Below are 20,701 nucleotides of genomic sequence, written 5' to 3'. Positions count from 1 at the left end.
AATCAGGTGGCGAGGAGCAGGCCGTCGGCGATCGGCCCGAGGGCGAGCACGGGGAAGAAGGTCAGGGCGCCGAGGATCACCAGCACCACCGCCAGCACCACCGTGAACAGGGTGGTGTCGGTGGCGAGGGTGCCGGGACCCGGCGGCAGCGCCGGCTTGCGGGCGTAGCCGTCGGCCAGCAGCACCAGGGCGGCGATCGGCAGGTACCGGCCCCCGATCAGGCTGAGGCTGGTGCTGAGGTTCCACCAGAGGCTGCCGTCCCCGAGGCCCTCCATGCCGCTGCCGTTGTTGGCCGCTGCGGAGGCGTATTCGTAGACCACCTGGCTGATGCCGTGGGGCCCGGGGTTGGTGATCCCCGTCAGGTCCATGCCTCCGGCCATGGTCAGGGCCGCGGGCAGCAGCACGAACACCGGGTGGATCAGCAGGATCAGGCTGCTCCACACCACCTCCGCCTTCTCCACCTTGCGGCCCAGGAATTCCGGGGTGCGGCCCACCATCAGGCCGGTGAGGAACACCGCCAGCACCATGAACACCAGCAGGTAGGCGATGCCGGTGCCCTGGCCGCCGAAGACCACCTGCAGGAACAGGTTGAACAGGGCGACCAGGTTGGAGAGCGGCAGCAGCGAATCCATGGCGCCGTTGACGGCCCCCGTCATCGAGCCGGTGGTGAGGACGGCCCAGAAGGCCGTCAGCCCGGCTCCGAAGCGCAGCTCCTTGCCTTCCAGGTTGGGACCGCTGATCCAGGCCGCCAGAGCCGGGTTGCCCCCCTGCTCCGCCGCCATCGCCAGGGCGGACCCGGTGGCGATCAGTGCCGTGACCAGCAGCAGCAGCAGGGTGCTCTGGCGGCGGTTGCCGAGGAAACGCCCGAAGGCGTCGATGCTGGCGGCCGGGATGGCCACCATCGCCCAGGTGCACACCAGGTTGGTGAAGCCATCCGGGTTCTCGAAGGGGTGGGCGGAATTGGCCCCGTAGAAGCCGCCGCCGTTCTCCCCCAGCTGCTTGATCGCCTCGAACAGGGCCACCGGGCCGCGGATCAGCAGCTGGCTGCCCCCCTCCAGGGTGGTGATCCGCAGCGGATCGGCCAGGGTCATGGGCACCCCGCAGAACAGCAGCGGCACGGCGAGCAGCAGGCTGCCGGGGATCAGCACCCGGGTGAGGGAGCGGACCAGCTGGCGGTGGAAGTTCCCCAGGGGCAGGCCGCACAGGCCGCGGATCACCGCGAAGCCCACCGCCAGGCCGCTGGCCGCCGAGACGAACATCAGGAACTGGATCACCCCCAGCTGGGCGAAGGTGCCCAGGGTCTGCTCGGGCACGTAGTGCTGCTGGTCGGTGTTGGTGAGGAAGGAGAGGGTGGTGTGCAGGGCCAGGTCCCAGCGCAGGCCGGGCCAGCCCAGGGGGTTGAGCCAGGCGGGCTGGAAGGCGAGAAGCAGAAAGGCCAGGCCGCCGAAGCAGGCATTGGCCACCAGGAAGGGCTGCAGGTAGGCCCAGGCCGTGGCCGCCGGCTGGCCCCGATCACCGATCCAGCGCAGCAGGGCCGTCTCCAGGGGCAGCAGCCAGGGGTCCCAGCCGGGCTGGGGGCGGTTGTCGAAGACCTGCCAGAGGTGGCGGCCCAGGGGAAAGGCCGTCAGCACCGCCACCGTCAGGGTGATGGCGGCCAGAAACCAGGGGAGCATGGGGAGCCTGTCCTGCGGTGACGGCCACCCTCCCGCCGGCGGGGCGGCCGCCGCAACTGACGAATGGCAGGGGTTGGGGGCCAGCTGGCACGGCTGCCGCCGCCTCAGGCGCCGCCGCAGCTGTGCTGGCTGTCCGGCAGCGTCCAGGTGCCGCCGGTGCGCAGGTTGCGCGCCCGGTAGAGGCGGCCGCGCCCGTCGCCGCGGGGGGCCCCGCTGCAATCCGGCACGAAGGTCAGGCAGAGCTCCACCGGATCCCCTTCCCGGCTGTTGTGGATCGCCGGCACCGTGTCGTAGGAGACCTGGTAGCCCCCGTTGGTGTAGCTGACGGCGGAGCCGGAGCCGGCGATGGGGATCTGGACGCCGTTGGCGTCAGCGGCACTCAGCCGGTAGAGGATCTCCCGGATGGACGTCGGCCGGCACTCGCCGACGCGGCGGGGCAGGGGCGCGGCGGCGGCGGGGGCCACCGGGAGCAGCACGGCGGCCGCCAGCAGGGCCGGCCAGCGGTGGCGGTTCCAGGCCATCAGCGCAACGGTCCGGCGGTTCCCCGGTTGTAGGGCGTCTCCTGCGGCTTGTCAGCGCCGGTCCCCACCGGCCCGGCCCGATCGCGGCGCGGAAGCCAGCAGGGCTTCGGCGGCCCGCCGGGCATCGGTGGCGGCCAGGGGCGTCCGCTGCAGGAAGGCCACCACCAGGGCGCCCTCGAACAGCAACTGCAGCTGGCGGGCCAGACCCCCAGGGTCGGCGACGGTGAGATCACGGCAGAGCCCTTCCAGCTGATCGCGAAAGGCCTGCTTGAAAGCTTCGGCCGCCTGCCGGGGCAGATCCTCGGCGGCGGGGTACTCGCTGGCGGCCTTGATGAACAGGCAGCCGTGGAACTCAGGCGAGCGCACCGCCTGCTCGAGCCAGTCGAACACCGCCAGCAGCCGCGTCCCGGGGTCCTCCGGCGCCCCGGTGATCCGCTTGGCGAGCCCTGCGGCGATGGCGCTGCCACGGCGCTCCAGCACGGCGGCGATCAGCTCCTCCTTGGATCGGAAGTGCTTGTAGAGGGTCATCTTGGCCACGCCGGCCTCGGCGAGCACCGTGTCGATGCCCACGGCCCGGTAACCGTGGCGGGCGAAGAGCCCTTCGGCCGTGTCCAGCAGCGCGTCGCGTTTGGCCGAGGACCTGGTGCTGGCGCCGCCCACTGGCATGGAGTCCGCTGCAGTCCGACCACTCTAGGGAATAGACAGAAAGGTCTGCTATCTTTGAGTGCGCAGACCGGTCTGTCTACTGAGGCTGTCCGCGTTCCCCGTCCCCCTCATCCCCTGGCCCCCATGATCAAGCTCCACGGCCACGAACTCTCCGGCAACAGCTACAAGGTGCGCCTGTTCCTGGAACTGCTCGGACGCGACTACGAGTGGGTCCGCGTCGATCTGATGGCCGGCGAGCACAAGGGGGAGGCCTTCCTCGCCCTCCATCCCTTCGGCCAGGTGCCCGTGCTCCAGGAGGACGGCATCACGCTCGGCGATGCCCAGGCGATCCTCTTCTATCTGGCGGCCCGCCAGGGGGACGGGCAGTGGCTGCCCGCCGATCCCCTCGGCCAGGCCCGGGTGGTGCGCTGGCTTTCCACCGCCGCCGGTGAGGTGCGCCAGGGGCCGGAAAGCGCCCGGCTGCACCACCTGTTCGGTGTCAGGGCGATCCCGATCGGGCGGGCCACCGAGAAGGCCGCCTTCCTCCTCGACCAGCTCGAGCGGCACCTGACCCCGCGGCTGTGGCTGGAGCTGGAGCGCCCCACCATCGCCGACATCGCCGTCTTCCCCTACGTGGCCCTGGCGCCTGACGGCGGCATCGATCTGGCCCCCTACCCCAACGTTTGCGCCTGGATCGGGCGGATCAAGGCCCTGCCGGGCTATGTGCCCATGAAGGGCCTGGAGGCCTGAGCGGAGCTTCCCCCCATGAGCCAGCACTACCTGCATCGCCATCTCACCCCCGCCGTGGGGGAGGCCCAGCTCCAGGCCTATGGCCAGAGCCAGATCGTGCCCCCGGCCCCGGCCTCCGATCGCCTCAGCGCCAGGGAGATCGCCTTCATCAGCGCCCGCGACAGCTTCTACCTGGCCAGCCTCACCGAAGCGGGTGCCCCCTACCTGCAGCACCGGGGCGGGCCGGTGGGCTTCCTGACGGTGCTCGATGAGCGCACCCTGGGGTTCGCCGATTACGGCGGCAATCGCCAGTTGCTGACCGCTGGCCATCTGCGCCGCGATCCGCGGGTGGCGCTGTTCCTGATGGATTACGCCGCCCGTCGCCGGCTCAAGATCGACGGGGAAGCGCAGGTGGTACCGCTCGCTGATGATCCCCAGCTGGCGGAGCAGCTGGGACCGCAGGCGACGGGGGAGGTGGAGCGCCTCTTCCGCATCCGGGTGGAGGCCTTCGACTGGAACTGCCCCCAGTTCATCACCCCCCGGTTCACAGCCCCGGAGCTGGAAGCCCAGCTCCGGCCGTTGCAGCAGCGGATCGCAGAACTCGAAGATGAACTCCAGGGTCTACGCCGGCTCCGCCCTTGACGATCCCTCCACGCTCCGCTGGGGGAAGGAGATGTCAAGGACCAGGCAGCCTGCCTCGCTGCGAAACGGGCCATGCACCTCCCCCGGCGGCCGGCTGGCGTAGTGCCCCGCCTCCAGCCACAGGCCGAAGGCCCCATCGAACAGGCGCCCGCTGACGATGAAGATCTCCTCGGGGAAGGGGTGGGCCTTGCCCCCGAAGGCGGCGGTGTCGGCCCCCGGCAGGAAGCGGGTGAGGCGGGTGATCTCCCCGCTGGCCGGATCCTCGCTGAGCACCAGCTCCTGCACCTGGCCCTCCAGCCCCTCCAGCCAGCGCCAGCGATGGGCCTGCTCCGGCGCCAGGGGATTCCAGTAGGTGCGGGTGGTCTTGCTCATGGTCGGGTGAGGTGGGTGTCGACCAGCGGCGCCAGGCGCCCGGCGTGATGCAGGCCCAGATCATGGTCGCCCCCCTTGATCACCTCCAGACGGGCCCGGGGCAGCTGCCGCGCCAGGCGCTCCCCCACGGCCACCGGACTGAACGGGTCGGCATCGCCCCACAGCAGCAGGGTGGGCGCCGCGATCTCCTCCAGGTACCCGGAGAGGTCCGTCGTGTCGGTGGCGAACCAGTCGGGGAGGTGGGAGAGGCTGGCGCGGAAACCGGCCCGCCAGTCGGCGGCCCCCAGCTCCGCCATCGGCAGGCCGCCGGAGGTGGCGCAGAGCACCAGGTGCGTCACCCAGCGGGGCCGGGCCAGGGCCGCCTGCAGGGCCAGCACCCCACCCATCGACTGGGCGATCAGGGCGCAGGGGCGATCCAGCGGCTCCAGCACCAGGGCCAGCAGGTCGTCGAAGCCTTCCACCCCCGGCCGGGGCGGGGTGTCGCCGAAACCGGGCCAGCCCAGGTGCCGGCGCTCGGCGCGGCAGGCCAGCCGCTGCCCCAGGGGACGCCAGAAGGCCATGTCGCCCGAGGCGCCGGGGAGGAACAGCAGCCGCTCGGGCCGGCCGCTCACGGCCGATCGGCCCCCACGCCCACCAGGGCCGCGCTCGCCTCCCACAGCCGCCGGGCCCGATCGGGGTCCTGGCCTTCGGGGCTGGTGGCGGTGGCCTCGAACACGTGCCGGCCCGGAGCCGTGACGCGGTTGCGGTGGTAGGTGAAGCCGCTGGCGGCGTAGGCGTCATCGACGGCCAGGGCGGCCAGCAGGGCCCCGGCGTTCTCGACGCTTTCGGTGAGGCGCAGCAGCGAGCGGGCCGCCAGGGCGAACAGCCGCTGCCCCAGCTCGTTGGACTGGCGGCTGTAGCGCCAGAAGCCGCCCGTGCTGGTGGGCGGGATCACCAGCCCCGGGCTCCAGGCAATCACCGGATAGGGCGTGCCCTGCGCTTCCAGCCGCCGGGCGAACTCGCGGGCGAACAGCACGTTGCAGAGCTTGCTGTCCTTGTAGGCCTTGTCGGCATTGAAGCGCTCACCGTTCACCATCGTGGCGGCGTGGCCCGGCCGCAGGCCCGCCAGCTCGCCCAGCCCTGCCGGGGCCCCCACCCTGCCCCCCGCGGTGGCCGGGTCGTGCACCTCGCTGGCGGTGACCACCAGCCGCGGCGATGGCCCCGCCGCCAGCAGGTGCCGCAGCTGTTGCGCCAGCAGAAAGTGGCCCAGGTGGTTCACCCCGAAGCTGAGCTCATGGCCCTGGGCGGTGCGGCGCGGTTCGGCGGCGCCGGCGTACTGCAGGCCGGCGTTGAGCACCAGGGTGTCGATGGGGGTCCCCTGGGCGAGCAGCGCGGTGGCACATCCCCGCACGCTCTCCAGATCCGCCAGGTCGCACACCGCGCTGGCGGGGGGCATGCCGGTGCCGGCCCGCTCCAGCACCCTTTGGCTGGCGGCCTCGGCGGTGGCCCGGTCCCGGCAGGGCAGGGTGAGCCGGTGGCCGGCCCGGCAGAGGATGACGGCCGCCTCGAAACCGATGCCGGAGTTGCCGCCGGTCAGGAGGATGTGGCGCGCTGCAGCCAAGGGCGGACTCCTGGGGTGCCGGAGGGGTGCCGAGCGGGACCCAGGCTACGGACCCCGGGCCCGCGGCCGCCGGCTCCGGCCCCCGTCTCCTGGCCGACGATTCCTGTCTTGCCACAGTGCTCCCTGTGCCCCGACTCCCCCGACGCTCCTTCCTGGCGCTGGCGACGGCCGCGGGCCTGGTGGCGGCCATCGGCGCCGGGGTGGCGTTCCGGGAGCGCACCCGCAACGAGCTCACGGTCGTCAACCGGAGCGGTCGCACGATCACGTCCCTGCAGGTGTCCCTGCCCTGGGAGACGCTGCGGTTCGGGCCGATCGCCCCTGGGGAGACGGTCAGCCGCTCCTTCCGGATCGAGTCCGACGCCCACTTCGCCTTCGCGGGCGAGCTGGCGGACGGCACCCGCCTGCGGGCCGAGGAGGGTTACATCACCAACGGCCAGTACGGGGAAGGGGTCCGGATCGAGGTGGGACCCGGCGGCACACTCAGCTTCCGCCAGGGGCGCCGGGGCGGATGACGGCTGCGATCAGAACAGCTTGAACAGGTTGAAGCCACCACCTTGGGGGGCCGGCGCCTCCTGGCCCGCGCCGGAGCCCGGATCCAGACGCTCCATGCCGTCCCCCAGCAGGCGGGTGGCGGTGGAGCGGCGCTCCAGGCTGAGCCGCCAGGCGGGGCTGCCCTGGGGGCTGCTCAGCAGCAGCGTGTCGCCGTAGGCGGTGAAGGTCACCATCGCCGCCCCCATCGCCGCCATCGCCTGGGCGCTCACCGCGCAGGTGGTGCGCTCCGGAGCCAGCAGCACACCGCGCTGCACCAGCCGGGCCGCTTCGGGAGCCCGCAGGTCGCCCGGCACCCCGCTGTCGGCCATGGGCAGCTCGCTGGAGGTCCACATCACGATGTCGCCCTCCTGGCGCCCCATGCCCGTGGCCATCGCCTGGTAGCCGAGGGCGGTGGGGATGGTCGGCCAGCTCAGCCGCTGGGCGCCGCCGGCCGGGGTGCTCGTCAGCTTCACCGGGGCCAGGAAGTCGTGGCCGCTGCCCACCTGGAAGCGGATCTCCGGGGCGTAGTTGCTGGCCACCACATGGTTCCCCACCAGGGAGGCCTGCGGCGGCACCGCCGGGGCCCCGTCGCCCGACGGCCAGCGGCCCGAGGTGCCCGTGGGGCCGCCGGCGGTTCCCAGCCGCTTCAGGCCCGACAGCGCCTGGCGTCGCTGCTCCTTGGACAGTCCCTGCAGGGTGATGATCTCGGGCTGGCCGGCACCGGCGCTCTCGGCGCAGCCGCGGAAGAGGAGCAGCCGGCCCTTCGCCTCGGGGATGTCCTCCTCCTTCCACTCCCGGCCCCGCTCCCCAGGGCTGTCGCTGCCGCTCGTCAGCGGCAGGGCCGTCCCCATCGCCATGGCGGCCGGGATGCGGTGCTCGGCCCTGGGGTTGGCGGCGGTCTGCGGGGACTGCAGCCGCAGCTCCAGCTGGCGGCTGCTGGCCCCCATCGCCGGCCGCCCCCCCAGCATCATCTGCAGCATGCCGGCGCCCCCCATGGCCCCCATCCCCGTCGTGGTGGTGGCCTCGATCGTGTAGGTGGCGACCGGGGCCGCCGGTTTGGGTCCCGGTCTGGCCGCCGCCGGCAGAACCTGGCCGGTGCCCAGCAGCAGAAGGAGCGGGGCTGTCGCCCGCCACCGAGCCCGTCGACCTGCGCCCATGTCCGTCCCTGTTGCCCTGGAAGGCCAATCTATGGGCCGCCGCCGTGCCCATGGGCGGTGGCCGCCGCGGGCGGTAGACCACGGTCTGCCCGCCGCCCCTGCGATGGACTCCGCCGCCCCGTCCCCGCTCCAGCGCATCGACCAGGACCTCTTCGATGCGGTGGCCGCCGCCGCCGCCGGCTCCCCCCGCCGGCGCCGCAACCACAACTTCCACGCCCCCAGCGACCGGGTGCAGCGCTTTCTCAACGTGCTGCAGCCCGGCACCTACGTGCGGCCCCACCGCCACCGGCGCGCCCAGCCCGGCGAGGGCTTCGAGTGCTTCCTCGTGCTGCAGGGGGCGGTGGGGCTGCTGCTGCTCGATGCCGGCGGGCGGGTGCGGCAGCGGGAGCGGATCAGCGCCGATGGCCCCCTGCGCGGCATCGAGCTGGCCGAGGGCACCATCCACACCCTGGTGGCCCTCTCGCCCGATGCCGTGATGATGGAGATCAAGCAGGGGCCCTACGAGCCGGCCGCCGACAAGGACTTCCTGGCCGGATTTCCCCTGGAGGGAAGTGAGGCCGCGGCGGCGCAGGAGGCGGCCTGGCGGGCCCTGTTCGGGGCCGGGGACCCCTAGCCCCTTCCCTGAGGGCCCGGGGCAGGGGGCTCAGGCCAGATCGGCGCGGCGGCAGAAGCTGCAGTGGCCCCAGCGGGCCATCTCCCCGGCCGGGGCCGGCCGGCCGCAGGCGGGGCAGTCGGCCAGGCCGTGCACGTCGCAGCGGCTGGGATGGACGGCCCACACCTCCGCCTCGCTGAGGCTGCCCGGTGTGGTGGGGGCCCCGGGGTGGTGCTGCTGCACCCGCACGTCCCGGACGCTGAAGCCGGCGCCCCGCAGCGAGCCCAGCAACTGGTGGCGGTTGTACTGCAGGGCCTGCAGCCAGGGCCCCGGTGCGGCGCCCACCGTCAGCAGGCCCCCCTGCAGCTGCAGGGGACGGCAGTGGGGGGCCAGCTGGGGTCCGGCGATCCGCGGCCAGTCCCGCCACAGGGCGGCCAGATGGCCCTCGCGGCGCCAGTCCTGCTGGAGGTTGTCCAGGCAGCTGGCCAGGGCGCTGGCCGGCGGCCGTGCGGGCGGCATCAGCAGGGCGACATTGCCCACCTGCCGCGTCTGCACCGCCTCGACGCGCTGGCGGCGGGAGCCGCTGCGGGAACCGCTGCGATCGGCAGAGCGGCGCTGGCGGGACCGGGAAGGCTCCATCCCTCAACGCTAGGGCGTGCATCGGCCGGTGATGGAAACCCGTTCCCGGGTTGACGGGGCGAGCAGCCGGGCAAGGCTGGGGCCCGGAGACCCTCCATCCCCGGGGCAGCGCCATGGCCGGCTACTTCGACGATCCCACCCTGATCCGCCAGGTCCCGGTCCTCCGCGCCGCCTATTCCGACCGCACCGCCTGGCTGCTGGCGGAGATCGCCCGGCTGGTCTACGAGAAGCTGCCGGCCGAGATCAGGGTCGACGAGCTGGTGCTGCGCATCCTCGAGTCGGCCCGCAGCCAGCGGGGGGAGGCGGTGGTGCGGGCCCTGGTGGCCGCCGCCATCGAGAACGGCCAGACGGTGGACGGGGTGGTGGTCGCGGCCCTGGAGAAGGCCGGCTTCGAACTGCTCGAGGGCATCGCCGTGCAGGGCAGCGAGGCGATCCTGGTCCGCCTGAACCTCCCCTCCGGCCGGGGGCCCGACGCCATGCTCGTGCTGGCCTTCCGGGGCACCCAGGTCACCAGCCTCCAGGACATCAGCGCCGATCTGCGGGCCCACCTGGTGGCGGCCCCCGGCGGCGGCCGGGCCCATGCCGGTTTCCTTGCCGCCTTCGACAAGGTGCGCGCCCCCCTGGAGGCCGCCCTGGAGCGCCATCCAGGTGTGCCGCTGTACATCACCGGCCATTCCCTCGGCGGCGCCCTGGCCCTGGTGGCCACCCGCTACCTCGGCTCCGACAGCACCGGAGCCACCTACACCTTCGGCTGCCCCCGGGCCGGCGATGACGCCTTCTTCGCCCCGATCCGGACGCCCATCTACCGGATCGTCAACGCCGCCGACGGGGTGACCCGCATTCCCTTCGGCTACAGCCTGGTGATCCTGCTGAGCCTGATCCGGCTGATTCCCATCAACGGCACCTTCCGGATCGCCGAGTTCCTGCGGCGGAACCTCTTCGGCTACACCCATGCTGGCAGCGTGGTGTTCCTCTCCGATGCCGCCAACCTCCCGGATGACCAGCAGATCCCCTTCCGGGACCTGAAGGTGGTGATGAGCCCGGACGCGTTCTGGCGCTTCTGCGTCGTGGTCCGCCGCTTCCTCCTCACCAGGGGCAAGGCGGTGGTGGCCGACCATTCCATGGGCGACTACGCCCTCAAGCTGCAGGCCCACGCCCGGCGTCGCAACAGCTGAGGGCCTCAGGCCCGGGTGCGGGTGCGGCAATCCGCTGATCGCCGGGGAAGACCGGGTGGCGGGTTCTGGCTACGCTCACTCTCTGAACTGGCCCCGCCTCCATGGGTTTCTTCGATCGGCTGAGCCGTCTTCTGCGCGCCAACCTCAACGATCTGGTGAGCAAGGCGGAGGATCCGGCCAAGATCCTCGACCAGTCCGTCGCCGACATGCAGGCCGACCTGGTCAAGCTGCGCCAGGCCGTGGCCACCGCCATTGCCAGCCAGAAGCGGCTGCAGAACCAGGCCGAGCAGGCCGAGGCCCAGGCCCGCACCTGGTATGAGCGGGCCGAGCTGGCCCTCAAGAAGGGGGAGGAGGACCTGGCCCGCGAGTCCCTCTCCCGCCGCAAGACCTACACCGACACCGCCACCGCCCTCAACGCCCAGCTCAACGGCCAGGCCTCCCAGGTCGAGACCCTCAAGCGCAGCCTCACCGCCCTCGAGGGCAAGATCGCCGAGGCCAAGACCAAGAAGGACATGCTCAAGGCCCGTGCCCAGGCGGCCCAGGCCCAGGAGCAGCTCCAGAACGCCGTCGGCAGCCTGAGCACCAACAGCTCGATGGCCGCCTTCGACCAGATGGAGGAGAAGGTGCTCAACATGGAGGCCCGCAGCCAGGCCGCCGCCGAGCTGGCCGGTGCCGACCTGGAAAGCCAGTTCGCCGCCCTGGAGGGCAGCGACGTCGACGACGAGCTGGCGGCCCTCAAGACCCGCCTCGAAGGCGGCAAGACCCCCATCTCCCTGCCCATGGAGGGAGGCCCGGCCCCCCAGCTGGAGCCGGTGAAGGTGGCCGAGGTGAACGCCGAGCTCGAGGAACTGCGCCAGTCCATCGACAAGCTCTGAATTCATACAATCGGGCCACCGCCGTTCCCACCGCCGTGCCCGCTGACGTCGACTCCCCCGTCCTCGACCTCACCGATGCCAACTTCCAGGCCTCGGTCCTGGAGGTGCCGGGCCCGGTGCTGGTCGATGTCTGGGCCCCCTGGTGCGGCCCCTGCCGGCTGATGGCCCCCCTGATGACCTGGGCCGCCACCGCCTACGCCGATGCGCCGGGCGGCGCCCTCACGGTCGGCAAGCTGGAGGCCGACCCCAACCCCCTCAGCCGCGACAGCCTCAAGGTGCAGGGCCTGCCCACCCTGGTCCTGTTCCGCGGCGGCCAGGAACTGGCCCGCCATGAAGGTGCCATGGCCCAGTCCCAGCTGAAGGCTTTCCTGGATGCCCATCTCTGAGCGCCTGTCGCGGCTCGGCAGCGGCGTCTTCGCCCGCAACGACCAGCGCAAGGCCGCCTACAGCGCCCGGGCCGCCGCCGGCCATGGCCCCGAGGGGGCGCCCCTGCCGCCGCTGCTGGATCTGTCCCTCGGCTCCACCGATCTGCAGCCGCCCGCGGTGGCCCTCGAGGCCATCGCCGCCGGCCTGAGCCTGCCCGAGAGCGCCTCCTACTGCCTGCATGCCGCCACCCTGCCGTTCCGGGAGGCGGTGGCGGCCTGGGCGCGGCGCCGTTTCGACGTGGCCGTGGACCCGGAAACGGAGGTGCTGCTGCTGGTGGGGTCCCAGGAGGGCACCGCCCACCTGCCGCTGGCGGTGCTCAACCCCGGCGATCGGGCCCTGCTGCTCGACCCCTACTACCCCTCCCACATGGGGGGGCTGCACCTGGCCAGCGCCGAACCGGTGCTGCTGCCCCTCGACGCCGACGCCGGCTGGCGGCCCGACTTCGACCGGCTGACCCCCTGCCAGTGGCAGGACCTCTCGCTGATGGTGCTGGGCTTCCCCCACAACCCCACCGCCACCACCGGAGAGCAGGCCTGGCTGGATGGGGCGGTGGAGCGGGCCCTGCGCCACGACGTGGTGCTGGCCCACGACAACCCCTACGTGGATCTGGCTTTGGAGGGGGAGGCCCCCGCCCTGCTGCGCCATCCCGACTGGCGCCGCTGCGGCATCGAGTTCTTCTCCTTCTCCAAGAGCTGGTGCCTGGGGGGCTACCGGCTCGCCTTCGCCATCGGCGCCGAGCCGCTGATCACCGCCCTGCGCCAGCTCAAGGGGGTGGTGGATTTCAACCAGTCCCTGGCGCTGCAGGCCGGGGCGATCGCCGCCCTGGAGCAGGCCCCCCACTGGCCCGGGCAGCTGCGGGGCGTCTATCGCGAGCGCCGCGACCGCATGGCCGCCGCCCTCGAGGCCCAGGGCTGGCCGGTGCGCCTGCCGTCGATGGCGCTCTACCTGTGGCTGCAGATCCCCGCGGTGGCCCGGGAGCGGGGTCTGGATTCGGAACGCTTCTGCGCCGCCCTGCTGGAGGGCACCGGCGTCTGCCTCACCCCCGGCAACGGCTTCGGCCCCGGCGGTGAGGGCTGGCAGCGGCTCGCCCTGGTGCACCCGGCCGGCGAGCTGGAGGCCGGTGCGGCCCGCATCGGCGACTGGCTGCGGCGGTTTTGATCGGCGCGATCGGGGCCCTGCGGCGGCGGCGCCCCCTGGCGCCTTTGGCCCCGACGGAGGCCCAGCCGGAGCTGGCCCCGTTGGAGCCGGTCTCCTGGCGGTTGCGGGGCCTGCCGGTGTGCGCCAGCACAGAAACGGAGCTGGATCGCTGGCTGGCCCGGGATCCGCGGCTGGCCGGCGACGCTCCCCTGCCGGCCCCCCGGGCCGTGATCGCCCGCCGGCAGCGCTTCGGCCGCGGCCAGCAGGGCCGGCCCTGGTGCTCCCCGGCCGGGGGAGTCTGGCTGAGTGCGGCCCTGCCCTGGCCGGCGCAAGCGGCGACGGCCGCGGCCCCCGGCCTGGCGGTGGCGGTGGGACTCTGCCTGCGGCTGGAGGCCCGGGGGCTGCCGGTGCGGCTCAAGTGGCCCAACGACCTGCTGCTGCCGGGCGTGGGCCTGGGGGGGGACGGCCACCGCAAGCTGGCGGGCCTGCTGCCCCGCCTGCGGCTGCGGGGGGGCACCTGCCGCTGGGCCCGGGTGGGGGTGGGGCTCAACGCCAGCAACCGGGCGCCGGAAGGTGCCGTGGCCCTGGCGGAGCTGCTGGGAGCCGGCCGCGCCGATCCCCGGCTCTGGTGCGGGGAGGTGCTGGCGGCCCTGGAGTGGGCCATGGCCTGGGCCGGGCGGCCCCAGGAAGTGTGCCGGCAGGCGGAGCGGCGCCTGCATCTTCCCGACGGCCCGATCCCCCTCGATGGCCTCGACTGGCGGCCCGCCGGGCTGGCGGCCGACGGCGGCCTGCGCCTGGTGCATGGCACCGCCGAGCGGGTGCTCCGCCGCGGCTTCGGCGCCGGATGATCACCCCCCGTACACTGTCCTTCGGCAAATCCGGTGCCGGGTCGTCCTCCCGCACGCCCCCCGGTGCCCTTCCCTGACATGGCGTCCCAGCCCCTCACCGTTCTGACGGCGCTCGGCGCCGGCGCCGCCGCCTCCTGGCTGGCCATGCCTCTGGTGCTCGCCCAGGCCGTTCCCGGCCTTGAGCCGGTGGAGCCGCCAGCCCAGGCCCCGGCCCCGACGCCGGTGCAGCGTCCCTCGGTGCGGATCGCGGCGCCGGTGACCCGCCCCGAATTCCAGGCGCCGGTGCAGCCCCTGGCCCCCCCGCCCCCGGTCACCGGGGAAGCCCCCCCGGCCACCCTGCGGCCCGGAACGGCGGAGCGCCGGCCGGAGCCGCCCCGCCGCTTCGACGCCTCCCTCGATGCCCTGGTGCGGGAGGGGGTCGTCACCCCCGCCGAGCGGGTGCGGGTGCGCGGCTCGCTGCTCTCGCCCCAGGAGGCCGCCACCCGCAACCGGGCCTGCAAGGCCGGCGCCCTCTCGGCCCGGGAGTGCAGCACCGGGGTGATCATCATCGGCCGCGGCCGCAAGGATGGCCTCAGCGACGGACTGGGCGAGGGGGATCTGGTGGCCGGGGGCCGCGGCGCCGGTTTCGGCGGCTTCGGCTTCGACGCCTCGCCCCTGCCGCCGATCACCGTGCCGGTCAGCGCCCTGCTCACCGGCGCCGGCGGCAGCTTCCGCCTCACCGACGTGTTCCGCGTCACCCCCCGGCCCGCCCCGATCGTCGGCAACGGCAACCAGCGGCTGCTGTTCCCCCTGATCGGCTCGGCCGTCACCACCAGCGGCTTCGGCTATCGCCTGCATCCGGTTCTGGGCAGCTGGCTGATGCACGCCGGCCGTGATCTGGCGGCGCCCGAGGGCACGCCGGTGGTGGCCGCCCTCTCCGGGCGCGTCGTCAGCAGCGGCCTGGCCGGCGGCTACGGCCTGGCGGTGGAGATCGAGCACGACCGGCCCCGGCGCCGCACCCTCTACGGCCACCTCTCCGAGCTCTACGTCAAGGACGGCGAGATGGTGCGCCAGGGCGAGGTGATCGGCCGGGTCGGCAGCACGGGCCTGAGCACCGGCCCCCACCTGCATTTTGAGCTGCGCCTGCCCCAGGACGGCGGCTGGGTGGCCACCGACCCCGGCGACCTCGATCCGGGCGGCGGCCTGCTTGCCGGCCTGGCCGGCGCCGACGGCAGCGGCCCCACCGACGCGGTGGCCCTGCTGATGGGTCAGCTGATCGCCACCCTGGAGCGACCCCGCTCCCCCCTGCCCCTGCCCGGGGAGCGGCTGAGCGTGCCCCCCGCCGCCGGCCCGACGCCCGGCTGAAGGCGCCTCAGGCGCTGATGCGGCCGTCGCGGAAGTGCACCACCCGGTCGGCCCTGGCGCCCACTTCGGTTTCGTGGGTCACCAGCAGGATGGTGATCCCCTGGGCGTTGAGATCGCCGAACAGGCTCAGCACCTCCTCGGTGGTGTGGGAGTCGAGGGCACCGGTGGGCTCGTCGGCCAGCAGCATGGCCGGGTCGTTGATGATCGCCCGGGCCAGGGCCACCCGCTGCTGCTGGCCCCCGGAGAGCTGGTTGGGCTTGTTCTCCAGCCGGTGGGAGAGGCCCACCCGATCGAGGGCCGCCAGGGCCCGCCGTCGCCGCTCCTCCCTGGGGACCCGGGCGTAGATCATCGGCAGCATCACGTTGTCGATCGCGCTCAGCTGCGGCAGCAGGTGGAACTGCTGGAAGACGAAGCCCAGCTGCTGGTTGCGCAGGTCGGCCAGTTCGTCGTCATCGAGGCTGTCCACATCGGTGCCGTTGAGCCGGTAACTGCCGGAGCTGGGGCGGTCGAGGCAGCCGAGGATGTTCATCGCCGTGCTCTTGCCGGAGCCGCTGGCCCCCATCACCGCCAGGTAGTCGCCCTTCTGGACGATCAGGGACAGGTCGTCGAGGGCGCGCACCTCGGTGTCGCCACTGCCGTAGACCTTCGACACGTGGACCAGTTCGGCCACCGGTGGGGGGAGGGACTCCATGGCCGCCAAGCTAGGAAAATCTGCCCCCGGCTCAGCCCAGCGGGGCGATGGCGCTGGCGGCGATGGCCTGCTGCAGGATCGGGGTGCCGGCCACGGTGGAGCTGGCCCAGTCGAACAGGGGGCTGGAGAGCACCCCGCCCACGGCGGTGATCACGACACAGCCCACCAGAGCGGCCCGCAGGGGCTGCATGCCGGCCAGGTTCCAGGTGATGGCGGGGTAGGCCTTGACCACATCGGAGGCCTCCTGGGGTTCCTTCACCACCATCATCTTGATCACCGAGATGTAGTAGTAGATCGAGACCACCGAGGTGACCAGGCCCACCACGACGAGCAGGTACTGGTGGTCGGCCCAGCCCGCGAAGAAGAGGTAGATCTTGCCGAAGAAGCCCAGCATCGGCGGGATGCCGCCGAGGGAGAGCAGGCACAGACTCAGGCCCAGGGTGATGAGGGGATCCTTCTGATAGAGGCCGGCGTAGTCGGCGATGCGGTCGCTGCCGGTGCGGAGCGAGAAGAGGATGATGCAGGCGAAGGCGCCCAGGTTCATGAACAGATAGGCGGCCATGTACAGCACCATCGCCGAGAAGCCGTCCTCGGTGCCGCAGACCAGGCCGATCATCACAAACCCCGCCTGGCCGATGGAGCTGTAGGCCAGCATCCGCTTCATCGAGGTCTGGGCGAGGGCGACGACGTTGCCCAGCACCATGCTCAGCACCGCCAGCACGGTGAACAGGAACTTCCACTGGGCATCGAAGCTCTCGAAGCAGCCCACCAGCAGCCGAACGGCGAGGGCGAAGCCGGCCGCCTTCGAACCCACCGACAGGAAGGCCACCACCGGGGTGGGGGACCCCTCATAGACGTCGGGGGTCCACTGGTGGAAGGGCACGGCGGCGATCTTGAAGGCCACGGTGGCCAGCACGAACACCAGGGCCAGGGCCGTGATCGGCGAGGCGCTGGTCTGCAGGGCCAGGCCGATGGTGGCCAGGCTGGTGGCACCGCCGCTGAGGCCGTAGAGAAGCGAGGCGCCGTAGAGGAACACCGCGGCGGCGGCCGATCCCACCAGCAGATACTTCAGGGCCGCCTCGGAGCTGCGGGCATCCCGCTTCATGTAGCCCGCCAGCAGATAGCTGGCCACCGAGAGGGTTTCCAGGGAGATGAAGATGCTGACCAGATCGGTGGAGCCGCACAGGAACATGGCGCCGAGGGTGGCGGCCAGCAGGATGGCGGCGTATTCGCCCATCGGTGTGCCGCTGCGCTCCACGTAGCGCCAGCTCAGCAGCAGGGAGATCAGGGTGGAGGCGGCCACCACCGCCCGGAAGGCGATGGCCAGGTTGTCGGCCAGGAAGGAGCCAAGGAAGGAGGGCTCCAGCGGACTGTTCCACTGCAGGGCCAGCAGCACCAGGGAGGCGCCCAGACCGCCGTAGCAGATGGGCGGCACCCAGCGGCTGGCGGCCTTCTCGCCGGCCAGGTCGACGACGAGACACACGACCAGGGTCAGCAGCACGGCCGCCTCCGGAGCGATCGCCCCGGCGTTCAGCTGCAGGGCCAGGGCACCGGTGCCCAGACCCGAGACGATGGCCTCAGCGGCGGAAGCGGCGGTGGTGGCGGCAGGGGTGATGGAGCTCGCTGCTGCCAGAAACAGGTCGGCCACAGGGTTCGGGTAGGCACGCGATGTGGCGGACTGTAGCCGCCATCTGGAGGGGCGGTCTGGTGCCCGGATACCCGCCGGGCCCGTCGATGCGATAAAGAAGGAAGCGGTATCGCGCCTTCCCGTGGCCCACACCCTGGTCATCGTCGAGAGCCCCACCAAGGCACGCACCATCCGGGCGTTCCTGCCCAAGACCTTCCGGGTGGAGGCGTCGATGGGCCACGTGCGCGATCTCCCCAACAACGCCAGCGAGATTCCGGCCGCCCACAAGGGCGAGAAGTGGGCCAACCTCGGCGTCAACACCGCCAACGGCTTCGAACCCCTCTACGTGGTGCCGAAGGACAAGAAAAAGGTGGTGAAGGAGCTCAAGGACGCCCTCAAGGATGCCGACCAGCTGCTGCTGGCCACGGACGAGGACCGCGAAGGCGAGAGCATCAGCTGGCACCTGCTCCAGCTGCTCGGGCCGAAGGTGCCGGTGAAGCGGATGGTGTTCCACGAGATCACCAAGGAGGCGATCGGCCGCGCCCTCGACCAGACCCGTGACCTGGACATGGAGCTGGTCCATGCCCAGGAGACCCGGCGCATCCTCGATCGCCTGGTGGGTTACACCCTCTCGCCCCTGCTGTGGAAGAAGGTGGCCTGGGGCCTCTCCGCCGGCCGCGTCCAGTCCGTGGCGGTGCGGCTGCTGGTACAGCGCGAGCGGGCCCGTCGCGCCTTCCGCAGCGGCAGCTACTGGGATCTCAAGGCCCGCCTGGAGCAGGCCGCCGCCCCCTTCGAGGCCAAGCTCACCCATGTGGGGGCCGAGCGCATCGCCGGCGGTTCCGACTTCGATGAGACCACCGGCGGCCTCAAGGGCGGCAGCAAGGTGAAGCTGCTCAGCGAGACGGAGGCCGCCGCCCTCAAGGCCGCCGTGGAGACCTCCCCCTGGCGGGTGGCGGCGGTGGAGGAGAAGCCCACGGTGCGCAAGCCCGTGCCCCCCTTCACCACCAGCACCCTGCAGCAGGAGGCCAACCGCAAGCTGCGGCTCTCGGCCCGCGACACCATGCGCACGGCCCAGGCGCTCTACGAGCGGGGCTTCATCACCTACATGCGCACCGACTCGGTGCACCTCTCCGACCAGGCCCTGACGGCGGCCCGCAACTGTGTCGGTGCCATGTACGGCCAGGAGTTCCTGAGTCCCGCGCCGCGCCAGTTCAGCACCAAGGCCCGCAACGCCCAGGAGGCCCACGAGGCGATCCGCCCCGCCGGTGAGAGCTTCCGCACGCCGAAGGACACCGGCCTCGACGGCCGCGACCTGGCGCTCTACGAACTGATCTGGAAGCGCACCGTGGCCAGCCAGATGGCCGATGCCCGGCTCACCCTGCTGGCCGTCGACATCGAGGCGGCGGGCGCCACCTTCCGGGCCAGCGGCAAGCGCATCGACTTCGCCGGCTTCTTCCGGGCCTACGTGGAGGGCAGCGATGACCCGGATGCCGCGCTGGAGGGCCAGGAGGTGCTGCTGCCCTCGCTCGCCGTCGGTGACGCTCCCGTCTGCCGCGGCGTCGAAGCCCTCGGCCACCAGACCCAGCCCCCCGCCCGCTACAGCGAGGCGGCCCTGGTCAAGACCCTGGAGAAGGAGGGCATCGGCCGGCCCTCCACCTACGCCAGCATCATCGGCACCATCGTCGACCGGGGTTACGCCACCCTGCAGAACAACTCCCTCACCCCCAGCTTCACGGCCTTCGCCGTGACGGCCCTGCTGGAGGAGCACTTCCCCGACCTGGTGGACACGGCCTTCACCTCGAAGATGGAGCACACCCTCGACGAGATCTCCACCGGCAAGGTGTCCTGGCTGCCCTACCTGGAGAACTTCTACAAGGGGGAGAAGGGCCTGGAGACCCAGGTGCAGCAGCGGGAGGGCGACATCGACCCCGGCATCTCCCGCACGGTGGTGCTGGAGGGCCTGCCCTGCGTGGTGCGCATCGGCCGCTTCGGCGCCTACCTGGAGACCAAGCGGGTGGCGGACGACGGCAGCGAGGAGCTGCTCAAGGCCACCCTGCCCCAGGAGATCACCCCGGCCGACCTCGATGCGGAGAAGGCGGAGCTGCTGCTGCGCCAGAAGGCCGAAGGGCCCGAGTCCCTCGGGGAGGACCCGGAGACCGGCGAGCAGGTGTACCTGCTGTTCGGCCAGTACGGGCCCTACGTCCAGCGCGGCCAGGTGAGCGAGGAGGTGCCCAAGCCCAAACGGGCCTCCCTGCCCAAGGGCGTCAAGCCCGAGGACCTCAGCCTCGAGGACGCCCTGGGGCTGCTGCGGCTGCCCCGCCACCTGGGCGAGCACCCCGACGGCGGCAAAGTGCAGGCCGGGCTGGGGCGCTTCGGTCCCTATGTGGTCCACGACAAGGGCAAGGGGGAGAAGGACTACCGCTCCCTCAAGGCCGAGGACGACGTGCTGGCGGTCGGGCTGAGCCGGGCCCTGGAGCTGCTGGCCATGCCCAAGAAGGGCCGCGGCGGCCGCACTGCCCTCAAGGATCTCGGCGTGCCGGAGGGGGCCGAGGAGGCCATCCAGCTCTTCGACGGGCCCTATGGCCTCTACGTCAAGCAGGGCAAGGTGAACGCCTCCCTGCCGGAGGGCACCACCGCCGACACCCTCACCCTGGAACAGGCGGTGGAACTGCTGGCCGCCAAGGCCGCCAGCGGCAAGGGGGCGTCCCGCTCCCGGGCCGGCACCAAGGCCGTCGCCAAGCCGGCCGCCCGGAAGTCCGCCGCCAAGACGGGCACCACCAAGGCTGGGAACACCAAGACGGGAACCGCCAAGGCCCCCTCCACCAGGGGCGCAGCCACCAAGGCCGCCGGCACGACCACCGCCGCCAAGAAGCCCCCCGCCACCACCAAGTCCGGTCGGCTGCGGGCCAGCGCCGTGCGGGTGATCAAGCCCGCGGCCAGCTGATGGCCCATCCCCGCCCCCCCCTCTCGCTGGCGGGACCCCTGCTGACCCTGTCCCTGCTGCTCTCCTCCTGCGGCGGCACCTCCTTCGGTGACGCCCTGTCCCGCAGTTTCTCCCGGGCCCCGGCGACCCCCGCCGCCCCGGCCGCCACCGCCCGCACCACCGCCCCGGCCACGCCGGCGCCCACCCCGGCTGCCCCCACCCCTGCGGCCGGCAAGGAGCCTGCGGCGACCGCTGCGACCCCGCCGCCCCGCCCGGCGGCCGGGGCCACCGGGGCCACCGGGGCCACCCCGGCGCCGTCCCTGGCCCCGGCCGTCCGGCCGGCCCCGTATCGCGTCACCATCCGGCTGCCCCAGGCCGATCCCTCCGCCCCCGCCGAGGTGGTCACCAAGGCCCTGCGGGCCGCCGGTGTGCCGTTCGAGGTGGAGACGATCGAGCGCATGCCCCCGGCCGGCTCCGGGGCCGCCGAGACCCCCGCGGGCGCCGCCAACGGCACCGCCCCCGCCACCTCCCGACCGGCGCCGGCGCCGCGCTGA

22 protein-coding genes are annotated in these 20,701 nt (G+C 72.7%); 12 read left to right on the top strand and 10 right to left on the bottom strand.

Translation table 11 applies throughout. The features are described from left to right. Positions 1–2: 2 nt before the first annotated feature. The 3 genes from kdpA to L107_RS10145 form a co-directional block, all read right to left on the bottom strand. A complete protein-coding gene (kdpA, locus tag L107_RS10155) occupies positions 3–1,673 on the bottom strand; it encodes a potassium-transporting ATPase subunit KdpA (RefSeq protein WP_159818489.1) in 1,671 nt (556 codons plus the stop codon). 104 nt (positions 1,674–1,777) lie between these two features. Beyond that, positions 1,778–2,194: a hypothetical protein gene (locus L107_RS10150; RefSeq protein WP_159818487.1), complete on the bottom strand. Its 417-nt coding sequence runs from the start codon at positions 2,192–2,194 to the stop codon at positions 1,778–1,780. 51 nt (positions 2,195–2,245) lie between these two features. Then, the gene (locus L107_RS10145) at positions 2,246–2,860 is read right to left on the bottom strand and encodes a TetR/AcrR family transcriptional regulator (protein WP_159818485.1); all 615 of its coding nucleotides are present in this window, start codon (positions 2,858–2,860) and stop codon (positions 2,246–2,248) included. A 123-nt stretch (positions 2,861–2,983) separates the two neighbouring features. Between L107_RS10145 and L107_RS10140 the strand changes: the two genes are divergently transcribed. Together L107_RS10140 and L107_RS10135 are read left to right on the top strand one after the other, a co-directional pair. Continuing rightward, the gene (locus tag L107_RS10140; protein ID WP_159818483.1) at positions 2,984–3,589 is read left to right on the top strand and encodes a glutathione S-transferase family protein; all 606 of its coding nucleotides are present in this window, start codon (positions 2,984–2,986) and stop codon (positions 3,587–3,589) included. A 15-nt stretch (positions 3,590–3,604) separates the two neighbouring features. Beyond that, positions 3,605–4,210, top strand: coding sequence for a pyridoxamine 5'-phosphate oxidase family protein (locus tag L107_RS10135; RefSeq protein WP_159818481.1), 606 nt, complete (start codon positions 3,605–3,607; stop codon positions 4,208–4,210). On the opposite strand, the gene L107_RS10130 is transcribed toward L107_RS10135, so the two are convergent. Genes L107_RS10130 through L107_RS10120 form a run of 3 tightly spaced genes read right to left on the bottom strand, consistent with a single transcriptional unit; the run spans position 4,190 to position 6,182 of the window. Then, complete coding sequence (locus L107_RS10130) at positions 4,190–4,582, bottom strand: cupin domain-containing protein (RefSeq protein ID WP_159818479.1); 393 nt, start codon at positions 4,580–4,582, stop codon at positions 4,190–4,192. The two genes, L107_RS10135 and L107_RS10130, sit on opposite strands and share 21 nt — an antisense overlap. Further along, positions 4,579–5,193, bottom strand: a complete 615-nt coding sequence (locus L107_RS10125; protein ID WP_201295864.1) for an alpha/beta fold hydrolase — start codon at positions 5,191–5,193, stop codon at positions 4,579–4,581. The genes L107_RS10130 and L107_RS10125 overlap by 4 nt, the downstream gene beginning before the upstream one ends. Further along, a complete protein-coding gene (locus L107_RS10120) occupies positions 5,190–6,182 on the bottom strand; it encodes an SDR family NAD(P)-dependent oxidoreductase (protein ID WP_159818477.1) in 993 nt (330 codons plus the stop codon). Before L107_RS10120 ends, L107_RS10125 begins: the two co-directional genes overlap by 4 nt. 125 nt (positions 6,183–6,307) lie before the next feature. Between L107_RS10120 and L107_RS10115 the strand changes: the two genes are divergently transcribed. Continuing rightward, entirely contained in the window at positions 6,308–6,694 is a 387-nt protein-coding gene (locus tag L107_RS10115; RefSeq protein WP_159818475.1) for a hypothetical protein, read from the top strand. A 9-nt stretch (positions 6,695–6,703) separates the two neighbouring features. Here L107_RS10115 and L107_RS10110 read toward each other — a convergent pair whose 3' ends face one another. Next, a complete protein-coding gene (locus tag L107_RS10110; protein ID WP_159818473.1) occupies positions 6,704–7,870 on the bottom strand; it encodes a hypothetical protein in 1,167 nt (388 codons plus the stop codon). A gap of 103 nt (positions 7,871–7,973) precedes the next feature. On the opposite strand from L107_RS10110, the gene L107_RS10105 reads away from it, so the two are divergent. Further along, entirely contained in the window at positions 7,974–8,483 is a 510-nt protein-coding gene (locus tag L107_RS10105) for a WbuC family cupin fold metalloprotein (protein WP_159818471.1), read from the top strand. 30 nt (positions 8,484–8,513) lie between these two features. Here L107_RS10105 and L107_RS10100 read toward each other — a convergent pair whose 3' ends face one another. Next, the gene (locus L107_RS10100; protein ID WP_159818469.1) at positions 8,514–9,101 is read right to left on the bottom strand and encodes a DUF721 domain-containing protein; all 588 of its coding nucleotides are present in this window, start codon (positions 9,099–9,101) and stop codon (positions 8,514–8,516) included. Positions 9,102–9,214: 113 nt separating this feature from the next. Between L107_RS10100 and L107_RS10095 the strand changes: the two genes are divergently transcribed. The 6 genes from L107_RS10095 to L107_RS10070 all read left to right on the top strand — a co-directional run bounded on the left by L107_RS10095 (position 9,215) and on the right by L107_RS10070 (position 14,906). Then, the gene (locus tag L107_RS10095) at positions 9,215–10,276 is read left to right on the top strand and encodes a lipase family protein (RefSeq protein WP_159818467.1); all 1,062 of its coding nucleotides are present in this window, start codon (positions 9,215–9,217) and stop codon (positions 10,274–10,276) included. Between the two features lie 101 nt (positions 10,277–10,377). Further along, positions 10,378–11,151 (top strand): PspA/IM30 family protein, encoded by a 774-nt coding sequence (locus L107_RS10090; protein ID WP_159818465.1) that lies wholly within the window; start codon positions 10,378–10,380, stop codon positions 11,149–11,151. A 35-nt stretch (positions 11,152–11,186) separates the two neighbouring features. Next, on the top strand, positions 11,187–11,537 hold the full coding sequence (locus L107_RS10085) for a co-chaperone YbbN (protein WP_159818463.1): 351 nt from the start codon (positions 11,187–11,189) through the stop codon (positions 11,535–11,537). After that, positions 11,524–12,735 (top strand): aminotransferase class I/II-fold pyridoxal phosphate-dependent enzyme, encoded by a 1,212-nt coding sequence (locus L107_RS10080; RefSeq protein ID WP_159818461.1) that lies wholly within the window; start codon positions 11,524–11,526, stop codon positions 12,733–12,735. Before L107_RS10085 ends, L107_RS10080 begins: the two co-directional genes overlap by 14 nt. Further along, entirely contained in the window at positions 12,732–13,562 is an 831-nt protein-coding gene (locus L107_RS10075; protein WP_159818459.1) for a biotin--[acetyl-CoA-carboxylase] ligase, read from the top strand. Before L107_RS10080 ends, L107_RS10075 begins: the two co-directional genes overlap by 4 nt. A 78-nt stretch (positions 13,563–13,640) precedes the next feature. After that, entirely contained in the window at positions 13,641–14,906 is a 1,266-nt protein-coding gene (locus tag L107_RS10070; protein WP_159818535.1) for a M23 family metallopeptidase, read from the top strand. 7 nt (positions 14,907–14,913) lie between these two features. On the opposite strand, the gene L107_RS10065 is transcribed toward L107_RS10070, so the two are convergent. Next, on the bottom strand, positions 14,914–15,597 hold the full coding sequence (locus L107_RS10065) for an ABC transporter ATP-binding protein (RefSeq protein WP_159818457.1): 684 nt from the start codon (positions 15,595–15,597) through the stop codon (positions 14,914–14,916). Positions 15,598–15,628: 31 nt separating this feature from the next. Further along, on the bottom strand, positions 15,629–17,170 hold the full coding sequence (locus tag L107_RS10060) for an NAD(P)H-quinone oxidoreductase subunit N (protein ID WP_159818533.1): 1,542 nt from the start codon (positions 17,168–17,170) through the stop codon (positions 15,629–15,631). A 196-nt stretch (positions 17,171–17,366) separates the two neighbouring features. Between L107_RS10060 and topA the strand changes: the two genes are divergently transcribed. Further along, on the top strand, positions 17,367–20,168 hold the full coding sequence (gene topA, locus L107_RS10055; protein ID WP_159818455.1) for a type I DNA topoisomerase: 2,802 nt from the start codon (positions 17,367–17,369) through the stop codon (positions 20,166–20,168). Further along, positions 20,168–20,701 (top strand): hypothetical protein, encoded by a 534-nt coding sequence (locus tag L107_RS10050; protein ID WP_159818453.1) that lies wholly within the window; start codon positions 20,168–20,170, stop codon positions 20,699–20,701. The genes topA and L107_RS10050 overlap by 1 nt, the downstream gene beginning before the upstream one ends.

This window comes from Cyanobium sp. Copco_Reservoir_LC18, assembly GCF_009834675.1.
GTDB lineage: Bacteria > Cyanobacteriota > Cyanobacteriia > PCC-6307 > Cyanobiaceae > Cyanobium > Cyanobium minutissimum.
This window is presented reverse-complemented; position numbering and strand designations above follow the sequence as displayed.